The sequence below is a fragment of the Senegalia massiliensis genome (assembly GCF_009911265.1).
Taxonomy (GTDB): Bacteria; Bacillota; Clostridia; order Tissierellales; family SIT17; genus Anaeromonas; species Anaeromonas massiliensis_A.
Map to the genome: position 1 here is coordinate 353,538 of NZ_QXXA01000004.1, position 13,154 is coordinate 366,691.

A 13,154-nucleotide genomic window follows, 5' to 3' on the forward strand; every position below is an offset into this window, starting at 1 on the left:
CCTTAATATATTAAGGCAGATTATTATTTAGATTAACTTATATTCTGACTTTTATTTTTCTTTTTTGAATCAAACTCATTTACTGCCTTAACTACTAATGCTGATAACCCAACAAGAGCTATAAGGTTAGGAATTACCATTAAAGCATTAAACATATCTGCTAATGCCCAAACAAGTTCTACATCTAATAATGTTCCTACCACTATACATATAAGAACTAATGCTCTATAATATTTTACTCCACCTTTTCCAAATAAATATTTTATATTAAGTTCTCCAAAAAAGTACCAGCCTATTATAGTTGAAAAAGCAAAGAAAAATAATGCTACGGCTATAAATTGTAATCCAAAATCACCAAAATTACTAAATCCTAATCTAAATCCTTCTTGAGTTAATTCAGAACTTGTAAGACCAGTTTCAAATGCACCAGTAGTTAATATTACAAGAGCTGTTATAGTACAAACTATTCCAGTATCAACTATAACACCTAACATAGAAACATATCCTTGTTGTACTGGATGATCTACTTTAGCTACTGCATGGGCATGAGGAGTTGAACCCATACCTGCTTCATTTGAAAATAATCCTCTTGCAACACCATATCTTAAAGTTTCTTTTACAGTTGCACCTATAAATCCTCCTGTTGCAGCACGAGGATTAAATGCTCCCCACACAATCATTTTAAGTGCTGGTAATATCTCCGAATAATTAATTGCTAAAACTACTATACCACCTAATATATATAAAGCCGCCATAAATGGAACTACTTTTTCTGTAAATGAAGCTATACGACTTACTCCACCTAATAATATTAATGCTGCTAAAGCTGCTACTATGATTCCAATAACTATTTTAGGAATAGGAAAAGCATTATTTACTGCAAGTCCTATAGAATTGGATTGTACCATACTTCCCATAAATCCAAGAGCGAATATAATTGAAATTGAGAAAAATCCTGCTAAAAATTTACTTTTTAAGCCATATCTTAAGTAATATGCAGGTCCTCCAACTAATTCTCCATTTATACTTCTGTTATATGTTTGAGCTAAAACTGCTTCTGCAAATATTGTTCCCATACCAAAGAATCCACTAATCCACATCCAGAATATTGCTCCAGGTCCTCCTGCTGCTATAGCTGTTGCAACTCCTGCTAAGTTTCCTGTTCCAACTTGTGCTGCTATAGCTGTAGAAAGCGATTGAAAAGCTGACATACCAACATCTTCTGTTTCCTTTTCTGGCTTACTAAATACTTCCTTAAATATTGACTTGATTTTTGTAACTTGAATAAATCTCAACCTAAAAGTAAAAAGAATACCTGTCCCGAGTAATGCAACTAACATTACTGGCCCCCATAGAAAACCATTAATAATTTCAATAATATCCACTATAAATCCCTCCAATTTTTTATAAGTTGTATATTTAATAAAAACGTAAGAAAACGTTTGTTAAAATTATATCTTTATAGTTACAAAAACCTTCAAAAAGAAACAATCTAAAGCTTAAAAATAAAACTTTTTCGAAATATTACAATTTAATTACAGAAAACCCTTTCAATTGTTACTATTATATTATATAATGATAATCAAGATATAAAACTATTAAAGGAGGCGTATGTTTTGGCATTAAAAAAACATGCTTTAAAAAGTACAGTAGCAACTTTAACACTTATGGCCGTTTTAGCAATGGGATTACCTGCTAATGCACAATTAGGAGATCAGCTTTTAAAAAGAGGAATGCGTGATGCTGATGTTAAAGTATTGCAACAACACCTAAAAGACTTAGGACATATGAATTATAATGGGACAACAACATATTACGGATATATTACAGAAAATGCAGTAAGGGATTTTCAAAGGGCAAATGGTTTAAAAGTTGATGGTTATTTTGGCCCTAACACTTCAAAAGCATTAAATAATAAAATAAACAAAACAAATTCTAGTTCAAACTCTACAAATACTAATACTTCACTATTTAACTATACAAGAGTATTAAAATATGGTTCTAGAGGTCAAGATGTAAAATCATTACAATCTATACTTAAATCATTAGGACATTATAGTTCAAGTATAGATGGTATTTTTGGTTCTGGCACAAGAAGTGCTGTAAGGAATTTCCAAAGATCACAAAGAATTAGTGTGGATGGATACTTCGGTCCTAATTCTTATAAGTACTTAAAAAATACTTTAAGTGGAAACACCAGCCCATCTAATCCAGCACCAGATCAAAAACCAAGTAATAATACTGGACTTTTAACTTACAAAAGAGTATTAAAATATGGTTCTAGAGGGCAAGATGTAAAATCATTACAATCTGCACTTGATAAATTGAATTATTATAGTTCAGGTATAGATGGTATTTACGGTTCTGGTACAAGAAGTGCTGTAAGGAATTTCCAAAGAGCTGCTCATATTGCAGTAGATGGATATGCTGGACCTAATACTATAAAAACAATCAACAAAGCGTTGAATGGTGAATTACCAAATCGTGGTGGCTCAACTGGAAGTAATACAAATAATAGTAGTAGAGACAAATTAACTCAAAACATAATAAATGAATCTAAAAAGTACTTAGGAGTACCTTATCGTTATGCTGGTTCTACTCCATCAGGTTTTGATTGTTCAGGTTATACACAATATGTATATAGAAAATTGGGTATAAGTCTTTCTCGTAGTTCAGTAGGTCAAGCTAATAATGGATCTAGAGTAAGTAGAAACAATTTAAAACCTGGAGACTTAGTTATATTTGAAGGTACTTATAAACCTGGTCCAAGTCATACAGGTATATACTTAGGAAATGATATGTTTATAAGTGCTACTTCTTCAAAAGGAATTGCTATTGCAAGTTTAAATAGTAATTACTGGGGTTCACACTATGCATACGGTAGAAGAGTTTATTAATATATTGAATATTTAAAGCATCGCTTTTGCGATGCTTTTTTAATTTTTATTGATTTTTAGAAACAGTTTTGTTATAGTATGTTTTAAATACTTATATAAGAGAGGACGAAAAAATGGATAAATTAAAACAAATGATTCTGTCTAAAGGTGAAACAAGAGAAGGTAATATTCTTAAGGTTGATAGCTTTTTAAATCATCAACTTGATTCAGAATTCCTATATGAAATAGGTAAAGAATTTTATAATTATTTTAAAAATGAAAATATAACTAAAATTGTTACAATTGAAGTAAGTGGTGTAGCGATAGCTGCTATGGCAGCATTATTTTTTAAAGTTCCAGTAGTTTTTGCAAAAAAATCTGAAAGTCTAAATCTAGATAAAAATATTTACAAAGGAAAGGTCTATTCTTATACTAAAAGAAAAGAGTATAATGTAATGGTAAGCAAAAGATATCTTAATAAAGAAGATAATCTTCTAGTTATAGATGACTTTTTAGCACAAGGTAATGCAATGAAAGGACTTATTGATATTATAGATCAAAGTGGTGCTACAATTAAAGGCATTGGAATAGTTATAGAAAAAGGATTTCAATCAGGAGGAACTTATCTCAGAGAAAATGGTTATAATTTAAAAAGTCTAGCTATAGTAGAACAAATAACAAAAAAAGGCATTACTTTTGGATAAAAGTAATGCCTTTTTCTTAACTTATATTTTTAACTTTATTCTTATTTATATTATTAATATTATTAATATTTTCTTCTTTTAAAGCTTTCAAGAATGAAAAAGCTCCAAATATCATTACCATAGCAAATGGAAATGCAGCTACTATTGAGCTAGTCTGTAATGCTTGTAATCCTCCAGAAAACATAAGTGCAAATGCCATCATTGACTGAATAGCTCCCCATATTATCTTTGTATTTGTTGGTGGATTCAAGTCTCCATTTTTAGACATCATTCCTAATACAAATGTAGCAGAATCTGCAGATGTAATAAAAAATGTACAAAGAAGTAATACAGTAACAAATGATATTATACTTCCTAAAGGCACATGTTCCATCACTACAAATAAAGCTGTCTCCGTTACTTTAACTGCTTCAGTTGCTACTTCAGTACCTAGATTCATTGCTGTTGTTCCAAATATTGCAAACCATAAAAATGAACCAAGTGCTGGTACTAATGAAACTCCTAAAATAAACTCTTTTATAGTTCTTCCCTTTGATATGCGTGCTATAAATGAGCCAACAAAAGGAGCCCATGCAATCCACCATGCCCAGTAGAATATTTTCCATCCGCCTATCCAACTGTTATCACTAAATGCATTAATAAAAAAACTTTCTCTCACAAAACCAGATAAAAATGCACCTATACTATTTGTAAACATATTTATTATCGCAAGTGTAGGACCTAATATAAGAGTTAGAATCATCAATATAGAAGCTAAAGTTATATTTGAATTAGATAAAAATAAAATTCCCTTATCCAATCCTGTAATAGCAGATACCATAAATAAAATAGTTACAGTAACTATAATTATTATTTGAATTAAATTATTTATAGGCACTCCGAATAAATAATTTAAGCCACTATTAATTTGTAAAACTCCTAATCCTAAAGAAGTTGCAACACCTGCAACTGTAGCAAATATAGCAAGAATATCTATAAACTTTCCAATAGGGCCTCTTACCCTTTCTTCTCCTAATATAGGTATAAAAATACTACTAATTAATGCAGGTTTTTTCTTTCTAAATTGCATATATGCTAGAGGCATAGCTACAACAGCATAATTTGCCCATGGATGTACACCCCAATGTATAAAAGATGTAAACATCGAAAAATTTGCTGCTTCTTGCGTCCCTGGACTTACTCCTACAGGATTAAGGAAATGATTTAAAGGTTCTGCTACCCCCCAAAATACAAGTCCAATACCCATCCCAGCTGAAAATAACATTGCAAACCAAGATATGTAACTGTATTCTGGTTTTGAATCATCATCACCTAGTTTAATCCTTCCATACTTGCTAAATGCTAAAGTTAATACAAATGCTACAAAGAAAAACATTGACATTAAATAAAACCAACCAAATTTTTCTGTCAAAAAAGAAAATACATTATTCGCTATATTTCCAAATGAATTAGGTGAAACTATACCCCATAGTGAAAATCCTAAAACTATAAATAATGAAATAAAATAAACATGATTATCTTTTTTCTCCATAATAATCTCCTTTTTAATTACGACATATAAAGTATAATTATACTTTATATGTCGTAATGTTTTTTAGATTTCTACTTTAAAAATTGTTGGCTCTTTTATATCTATAGTAAGAGCATCTAATGCTACTCCCACTCTATGGAATCTTAATTTCCACTGTTCTTCTTCAGTTGTATTAGGATCTCCTAATGGATATGGAATAGATATTGTAGGTACTATTTTATTTACCCCTACAGATTCTGCTACTGGTATTAAATTGCACATTTCTACTACTGGTATTCCTGCTCTTTCAATTTCTCTTACCATTGTTGCACCGCAACGTGTACAAGTGCCTCAGGTAGCAGTTAATATAACTCCATCTACATTATCTTCTTTTAATTTTTCAATCATTTCTTTACTCATTCTACTAGCTTCTGCTTGAGTAGTTCCAGTTCCAACTGTACTATAGAAATATTTATGAAGTTTTCCTATTTTTCCTTCCTTTAAATATGCTTTCATTGTATCTACTGGTACAACTCTATTTGGATCTGCATCAGCAGCTGTAGGATCATATCCAGCATGTATAGTCTTAAATACTCCAGGTTCTAATCTATCTAAATCTGATATATTATATCTTCCCCAACGAGTGGCAGAAGCTGATTGTATTCTATCTGGATTGTCTACTGGTACTATACCCCCTGATGTTACTAAAGCAATATTTGCTTTTGATAAATCTTTTATAGGTTTTGCTATTGGCACTAAATCTTTATTAGGAATAGGAAGTTCTGTTTGATAAGGTTCATTATTTAATTTTTTAATTAACATTTCTACGCCTCTTTGAGCTGCAGTTTCACCTGATTCTAGCCAAACTTGTGCCCTTATACCTCTTTTGAAGAATCCTTCTTCTTCTGCTGATTTTGTTTCTTCATTATTTAATAATTTATTTGCAAAGTTAGTCATAATTTTTATATCTTTTCTTAATTTAGCAGCAGATTTTCCACCTTTAAAAATATGAACGTCTTTTTTAAAAATTTCTACTCCTGGATTTTCTATATGCATAGAGGTTAAAACTGGAACATTAAATTTTTCTTTTACAGCCTTACATATAGTGCCACAAGCTACTCCATACCTTCCTGCTTGAAAAGCCGGTCCTGCTATAAAAATATCAAATTCTTTATCTTCTAAGAAAGATAATATCTCTTTTACAGCCTCTTCTGTGTTTGAAGCTATATAATTATCTCCACAAATCACTGTATATATTACTTCAGCATCAATTAATCCATTTAATGCAAGAGCTGGACCCACTAGCCCTTCTCTTATTTCTGGTTTATAATCTGCTTTTTCTTCTCCACCTATCCCTGCAAAGAATTGATTAATATAATGTATTGCCTTTTTCATGATGACACCTCCTAAAATTCTTTCATAGTTTTAATTGACCAACCTGCAATTCTATCTCCACAGAACATTGCATTGTTTTCCATTATTACGGAACCATCTTCTCGTACTGAAGGTCCAAGATTTTCATCATATGACCATCCACCAGATAAACCATCTCTTGAAAGCGCTTTCAAATCCCCTATTACTTTATCTGCTGGTGGAAGTTCTATTAGTTGTGATACATTACCTGTTGATACTAATGCATCTGCCTTTTCATCTAATGATACAAGTGGTTGACTAGCACCATCTCTTCCAGTCGCTTCATTACTTATACCTACAGTTTTTACTCCTACATCTTCTAAAGCTCTTAAACATAAAATATAATCAGCGTCAGGATTTCCATATCCTTCTTCAGTTACTATAGCTCCATCTGCACCTAATGATTTAGCCATTTGTGCAACAAATATAGATGATCTCTTTTTCTGTTCTAAGGATACATTTAAGTTTGACATTATAACCCCTAAGAAATTTATACTTTTACCATGTTCTTTATACAACTCTCTTATGGTAGGAAAATTTTGCAAGTCATAAGTTGACCATTTTGATGATGAAGGCATGAAACTACCTGAAATATTAGAACCATCTAAAATTTCATTTGGATGCATGAAAGTTGGTATATATTTATTCATGTCCCATCCATAAACTCTAGCATTATACCCCATTATTTCCATTTGTGATTGTGGTTGCATTACTAGAACTACAGAAGGTAGTTTGTTTAAATCCTCTTTTCTTTTAACTATAGGTGCTAATTCGTAAGTTTCTATCTCTTCTGGTTCCATTTCTTTTACTGTATTGCCTAAGTATTCAGCAAATTTATGAGTAGCAATTCTAATAGCAGTATTTCTTTTTTGTTGTTCAAATCTTTCTTCTTCCTCATCAGTATCTGCTACTATACAAATATTAATTAACTCTGAGAATAAAGTATATTTTGCTCCTTCTTTGCTCATATCAACTAGTCCATCTCCAAAGCTTCCATAATGCATACCAACTCCTAATACACTGCATCCCTTTAATGCATGTACTCTACCACTTCCAGCCATCTCTACTTCTCCTGTTACGCCAGGAAATGTACTTCTACCATCTGGACGTATTCTTGGTTCTGCTGCCTCTTTAATTGGAACTATCTTTGTGTTATCACCTGGCTTTGCAATTTCTAGATCTACAGCTGTAATGTGTTCATCTTTTTTTATGAATCTAATAGCTTCATCTTTGTTAATTGTGAGTATTCCATCTTTAAAACTAGTTTTATTTCCAAATACAACATCTTTAACATTAAAATTACCAATTTCTAACTTCACATCTTCACCCCTTAATTAATCAAGATTATATTTGTTAATATATATATTAACATAATCGTGATTATTTAACAATGATATTTTCTGATTATTTTTAACTTTTAAAATTAATAAAGTATATTGTGATTTTTTTTATTTTATGCTACCATTATTATAAAGAAATGGAGGAATATATGAATAAAGAAATGCAACGTAACAGAGTAATGAGTGATTTTATTAATGCGACTAATAAACTTATACGAAAAGATGGAATAGAAAATATTTCTTTAAGAAAAGTTGCAAATTTAGCAGGATATAATAGTGCTACATTATATAATTATTTTGAAAATCTAGATCATTTAATTTTTTTTGGAGCTATGAAATATTTGAATAAATACACTAGAAGTTTAAGTAATTATCTAAAAGAATCTGAAAATTCTATGGATAGATTTTTAAAAGTATGGGAACATTTTTGTAATTATGCTTATAGTGAACCCCAAATATATAATGCAATATTTTTTCCAAATTTAAATAAAGAAATAAGTCACTATATGAATAAATATTATGAATTTTTCCCTGAAGAATTAAAGGATAATAATATTATTATACAAAAAATGCTCATAACAAGTAATCTTGATGATAGATCTATGATATTATTAGAAAACTGTCTTAGTGAAGGTTATCTAGAGGCTAAAGATACCCCTATATTAAATGATATTATTTTAATCATTTTTGAAGGCATGTTTAATAGAATATTAAATGATAAAATCACATATAAAGATGCTATGGAAAATACTATGAATTATTTTAAATTAACTATTAAAAACTTTTTAGTAAAAGACTATGATTTTTATTTTTAAATAATAAAAAATAAGGTATTACTTTAATTAAAGTAATACCTTATTTTCAATTCTACTCTTTTATATCTTCTTTTCTTAAAGCTTTAAGAAAAGAAAATGCTCCTATTATCATTACCATAGCAAATGGAAACGCAGCTACTATTGAACTGGTCTGTAATGCTTTTAATCCGCCAGAAAACATAAGTGCAAATGCCATTATTGATTGTATTGCTCCCCATGTGACTTTTATACGAGTTTTAGGGTATAGACTTCCATTCCTTGACATCATCCCTAGTACAAATGTAGCAGAATCTGCAGATGTAATAAAAAATGTAGAAAGAAGTAAGATAGTAACAAAAGATATAATGCTTCCAAAAGGTATGTGTTCCATTACTACAAAGAATGCTGTTTCTGTTACTTGAACAGCTTCAGCAGCTATTTCAGTTCCTAAATTCATTGCTGTTGTTCCAAAGATTGCAAACCATAAAAACGAACCAAGTGCTGGTACTAATGAAACCCCTAAAATAAACTCTTTTATAGTTCTTCCCTTTGATATACGTGCTATAAATGAGCCAACAAAAGGAGCCCATGCAATCCACCATGCCCAGTAGAATATTCTCCATGTACCTAACCAATTATTTTCACTAAAAGAATTAATTAAAAAACTTTCCCTTACAAATCCTGATAAAAATGCACCTATACTATTAGTAAACATATTTACTATTGCAAGAGTTGGCCCTAATAGAAGTGTAAGAACCATGAGTATAGCAGCTAAAATTATATTTGCATTTGATAAAATTAATATTCCTTTATTTAATCCTGTAATGGCCGATATCATAAATAATACAGTTACAGTAACTATTATAATTATCTGAGTTAAGTTATTTATAGGCACTCCAAATAGGTAATTTAAACCTCCATTAATTTGAAGTACTCCTAAGCCTAAAGAAGTTGCAACTCCTGATACTGTTGCAAATATAGCAAGAATATCTATAAACTTTCCAATAGGTCCTTTTACTCTTTCTTCCCCTAATATAGGTATGAAAATACTACTAATCAATGCTGGCTTTTTCTTTCTAAATTGCATATATGCTAGTGGCATTGCAATCACTGTATAAGCAGCCCAAGGGTGAATACCCCAGTGAATAAATGATGAAAGTATTGAAAAGTTTGCGGCTTCTTGTGTTCCTGCATCTAGTCCTACAGGACTCAGGAAATGATTTAAAGGTTCTGCTACTCCCCAAAATACAAGTCCAATACCCATACCAGCTGAAAATAACATTGCAAACCAAGATATATAACTATATTCTGGCTTTGAATCATCATCACCTAATTTAATTTTACCATATTTACTTAATGCCAAAATTAATACAAATACTACGAAGAAAAACATTGCTATTAAATAAAACCATCCAAACTTTTCTGTTAAAAATGAAAATACATTATTTGCAATATTCCCAAATCTCTTTGGAGAAACTATTCCCAATAATGAAAATCCTATAACTATAATTAATGAAATAACATAAACTTGATTATTTTTTCTCATAAAACCCTCCTTAAAAAACTGCAAATAAAAAGATCTACGATTTAGATCTTTTTATTTAAAAATCTACTTTAAATAATTAGTAGATTTTTTATATTTTATTATTTCTTAATATAATTCACTATATACTTCCATTACTTACAATAAGTAATGTTATCTAAAAACTAACAAATATAATCACGATTATAAGCACTGATTAACACCTTATCATATTAAATAACAATTGTAAAGTTTACCTTAGTAATAGACAATAAAAAAGCATCGCTTTTAGCGATACTTTTTACCTAATATTAAATTCATGATTCTCTAAATCCTTTATTTCTTTTTCTTTTATATTTATATTATCAACCCTTGCATAAGAAGGTCCAGATTTAGTCCATTCTATAAATTTTTCTATACTTTTCTCTTCACCTTGAGCATCTATTTCTACACTTCCATCAATTCTATTTGTAACCCAACCAGATATATTTAATTTATTAGCTTTTTGAGTACTATAATACCTAAATCCTACTCCTTGTACTCTACCAAAAATTTCTATATTTACTCTTTTCATTATGCTCACCTCATAATTAAAATACCCAATGGATATAATATTAAAACTTATATTTCCATAGCTAAATCTAACTTTGTAACCTTTAAAGCCATTTTAACAATATTATAAATAGTTATTGTTACAAATATATTAGTTATTGATGTAGGTATTACTATTGATAAAAATAATGCCATAAATGGTGCAGGCAATCCTACTAAAAATAATGCAGTATATAAAAACACACTTCCACTTACAACAGTTCCTATAAAGGCTATTATTCCAATTTTTATTTGACCCATTTTTACATTAGCCAATAAATAGATTAAAAAATAAACTGCTAATGAAGCTATAATTTTATCCACTATATTTGCTATTTGACCACCTGGAAAAGTAGTTGTCATAGCAGTAATTATTCCACCAAGTAATGCTGTAACTATTGTACTTTTAAAATCCTTATTTATCATCAATGCTACAAATATAAAGGATAACATTAAATCAAATTTCATGCTCCCAAGGGTGCCTGGTACAATTTGATGCATAATAAAACCTATGGCAAGTAATAAAGCTATAAATATATTTTTTCTTAAATTCATTGTAATTATCTCCTTTTAATTTTATTTTGTTATACCAATCATATTCATCACTATCAAAAGTTCAAATCATACCATTCACCTCCTTAAATTTATGTATTAAAAAAACCCTTCGTCTCCTATAAAAGGGACGAAAGGTTTTATTCCGCGGTACCACCCAAATTAGATAGTATAAACTATCTCTCTTTACAGATACAGAAAGTTATTCGATATCTTTTTTCTTTAACGGGAATTCCCGACTAAGGATACTTTAATAGAATTTCACCTTGTATCTCATAAGACCATTCATTAAAAAATTTATATCGAACTCCCACCAACTTCGACTCGCTATAATAAATTTATTTTAACTACTTTTCTTAATCATTGATTTTAATATTTTATTTGTATCATTCTATCATATATATTAATTAAAGTAAATATCTATTAATACATTAATAAATATTTTACTTCATTTCCGTTGAATATTTTTTATAATATAAAAATCCAATTCCCATCCATAATATCATCATTAATATAGATGGATTGCTCAATTTGCCTGGAGAACCAGGTATTATTAATAATGCCATAAATATTAAACTAATTAATACTCCTATTATTGATAATATTCTATCAATGCCTATTGTAGTTTTATATCCTATATAACATACATAAAAATATGCTATAGCAGCTAATAAGGAAGACATATCTACTATATATATTATTACTTCACGCCCTAACCAAGGAGCAATTAAACTTACAATAGCTACAAACTTAATAGACTTTTCAAATACTCCATTTTTATTTCTCATATTAAATTTATCAGATATAAGTTTATATTTAGCAAGAGCTCCTATCAACTTACTACTACTTAGCATAAATCCATTTATACCTCCTGTTACTGCTCCCATTAAGGAAATAACTAATAATAAAAATCCTATATTCCCTATATTATCTAACACAGCAGAGCCTAAAGCCCATTCTTCTAACAAAGCTTTTTCAGAAGTATATACTAATCCTGTAGTTATATTTAATAAATTATAAAAAAGCACTCCTGTAAATATAGCAATTATAGCTATTTTAGTAGCTTTTGTACGTTCAAAATTCAAGTCTGTTGATACCTGTGGTATAACATCAAATCCTACGAATAAAAATGGAACAATAGCTAAAATCTTAGCAACTTCACTCATGCTAAATTTATAATTTACTATATAATTCTCTAATATTATATTATGATCAACTTTTATAATCATTACACTAAATATAATAATAACATTTAATACTAACAATAAAATCATTGTATTCTGAACTCTTGAACTTGCTCGTAATCCTTTAATATTTATAAAAGCAAATAAAATAATTATAAAACTAGATATTAATATTTCTGATAAATAAACAGGATAACCTGCTACTTCATAAAGATATAAAAATTCTATACTTGTTCCAAATAATTTTTTGATTACTAATACAAATGCTGTAGCATTAAGGGGTATCATACTTATATAACATAAAGTTAAAGACCATCCAACTATAAAGCCATTAGCTTTACCCATATTATTATAAGTATATGAAAATTCTCCACCATCTTCATCATTTCTATCCATCATTATATGATAACCTTTTTGTATAAAAATAATAGAAAGGCCACCGAGTATGAAGCCGATGGCCGTACTAATTATACCACTTTCATGGAGAAATTTTGACCCTGGAAGTGTAAAGGAACCCCATCCAATAATAGAACCTAATGCTAAACTTAATATATCTATTCTATTGAGTCTTTTTCTCATATAATCTACCTTTTTTAATTAAAGTTATATTCTGTAACTATTTTTTCTCTATCTGTTACTTGATCTTGGAAATATTCATAACAGCAAAT

Annotated in this window: 11 protein-coding genes and 1 other annotated feature; of the genes, 3 read left to right on the forward strand and 8 right to left on the reverse strand. The window is 29.3% G+C overall.

Translation table 11 applies throughout. The features are described from left to right. Positions 1-32: 32 nt before the first annotated feature. Positions 33-1,340, reverse strand: coding sequence for an alanine/glycine:cation symporter family protein (locus D3Z33_RS03990; RefSeq protein ID WP_160196512.1), 1,308 nt, complete (start codon positions 1,338-1,340; stop codon positions 33-35). A gap of 276 nt (positions 1,341-1,616) precedes the next feature. Here D3Z33_RS03990 and D3Z33_RS03995 point away from each other — a divergent pair, with 276 nt between their 5' ends. Beyond that, positions 1,617-2,897, forward strand: a complete 1,281-nt coding sequence (locus tag D3Z33_RS03995) for a peptidoglycan-binding protein (RefSeq protein ID WP_160196486.1) — start codon at positions 1,617-1,619, stop codon at positions 2,895-2,897. A 113-nt stretch (positions 2,898-3,010) separates the two neighbouring features. Then, positions 3,011-3,580 carry a xanthine phosphoribosyltransferase gene (locus D3Z33_RS04000; protein ID WP_160196487.1) on the forward strand — a complete coding sequence of 190 codons (570 nt, stop codon included), beginning with the start codon at positions 3,011-3,013 and terminating at the stop codon, positions 3,578-3,580. 16 nt (positions 3,581-3,596) lie between these two features. Here D3Z33_RS04000 and D3Z33_RS04005 read toward each other — a convergent pair whose 3' ends face one another. From D3Z33_RS04005 to D3Z33_RS04015, 3 genes are all read right to left on the reverse strand, one after another. Next, entirely contained in the window at positions 3,597-5,111 is a 1,515-nt protein-coding gene (locus tag D3Z33_RS04005) for a glycine betaine uptake BCCT transporter (RefSeq protein ID WP_160196488.1), read from the reverse strand. A 63-nt stretch (positions 5,112-5,174) separates the two neighbouring features. Then, a complete protein-coding gene (gene grdH / locus D3Z33_RS04010; RefSeq protein ID WP_160196489.1) occupies positions 5,175-6,485 on the reverse strand; it encodes a betaine reductase selenoprotein B in 1,311 nt (436 codons plus the stop codon). 11 nt (positions 6,486-6,496) lie between these two features. Next, positions 6,497-7,822, reverse strand: coding sequence for a glycine/sarcosine/betaine reductase component B subunit (locus tag D3Z33_RS04015; protein WP_160196490.1), 1,326 nt, complete (start codon positions 7,820-7,822; stop codon positions 6,497-6,499). 170 nt (positions 7,823-7,992) lie between these two features. On the opposite strand from D3Z33_RS04015, the gene D3Z33_RS04020 reads away from it, so the two are divergent. Further along, positions 7,993-8,658: a TetR/AcrR family transcriptional regulator gene (locus D3Z33_RS04020; protein ID WP_160196491.1), complete on the forward strand. Its 666-nt coding sequence runs from the start codon at positions 7,993-7,995 to the stop codon at positions 8,656-8,658. Between the two features lie 52 nt (positions 8,659-8,710). Here the strand turns inward: D3Z33_RS04020 and D3Z33_RS04025 are convergent, their stop codons facing one another. The 4 genes from D3Z33_RS04025 to D3Z33_RS04040 form a co-directional block, all read right to left on the reverse strand. Further along, on the reverse strand, positions 8,711-10,183 hold the full coding sequence (locus D3Z33_RS04025) for a glycine betaine uptake BCCT transporter (RefSeq protein ID WP_160196492.1): 1,473 nt from the start codon (positions 10,181-10,183) through the stop codon (positions 8,711-8,713). Between the two features lie 277 nt (positions 10,184-10,460). Next, a complete protein-coding gene (locus D3Z33_RS04030; protein ID WP_201750421.1) occupies positions 10,461-10,733 on the reverse strand; it encodes an acylphosphatase in 273 nt (90 codons plus the stop codon). A gap of 47 nt (positions 10,734-10,780) precedes the next feature. Then, positions 10,781-11,305, reverse strand: a complete 525-nt coding sequence (locus D3Z33_RS04035) for a tryptophan transporter (RefSeq protein WP_160196493.1) — start codon at positions 11,303-11,305, stop codon at positions 10,781-10,783. A gap of 120 nt (positions 11,306-11,425) precedes the next feature. Further along, positions 11,426-11,675 (reverse strand) — a binding site (T-box leader). 70 nt (positions 11,676-11,745) lie between these two features. After that, positions 11,746-13,065: an APC family permease gene (locus D3Z33_RS04040; RefSeq protein WP_160196494.1), complete on the reverse strand. Its 1,320-nt coding sequence runs from the start codon at positions 13,063-13,065 to the stop codon at positions 11,746-11,748. Positions 13,066-13,154 lie beyond the last annotated feature (89 nt).

Coding starts and splice junctions, on each gene's coding strand:
- D3Z33_RS03990 (WP_160196512.1), bottom strand. CDS start 1,340: ATGTTAGTTGCATTACTCGGGACAGGTATTCTTTTTACTTTTAGGTTG.
- D3Z33_RS04000 (WP_160196487.1), top strand. CDS start 3,011: ATGGATAAATTAAAACAAATGATTCTGTCTAAAGGTGAAACAAGAGAA.
- D3Z33_RS04005 (WP_160196488.1), bottom strand. CDS start 5,111: ATGGAGAAAAAAGATAATCATGTTTATTTTATTTCATTATTTATAGTT.
- D3Z33_RS04020 (WP_160196491.1), top strand. CDS start 7,993: ATGAATAAAGAAATGCAACGTAACAGAGTAATGAGTGATTTTATTAAT.
- D3Z33_RS04025 (WP_160196492.1), bottom strand. CDS start 10,183: ATGAGAAAAAATAATCAAGTTTATGTTATTTCATTAATTATAGTTATA.
- D3Z33_RS04030 (WP_201750421.1), bottom strand. CDS start 10,733: ATGAAAAGAGTAAATATAGAAATTTTTGGTAGAGTACAAGGAGTAGGA.
- D3Z33_RS04035 (WP_160196493.1), bottom strand. CDS start 11,305: ATGAATTTAAGAAAAAATATATTTATAGCTTTATTACTTGCCATAGGT.
- D3Z33_RS04040 (WP_160196494.1), bottom strand. CDS start 13,065: ATGAGAAAAAGACTCAATAGAATAGATATATTAAGTTTAGCATTAGGT.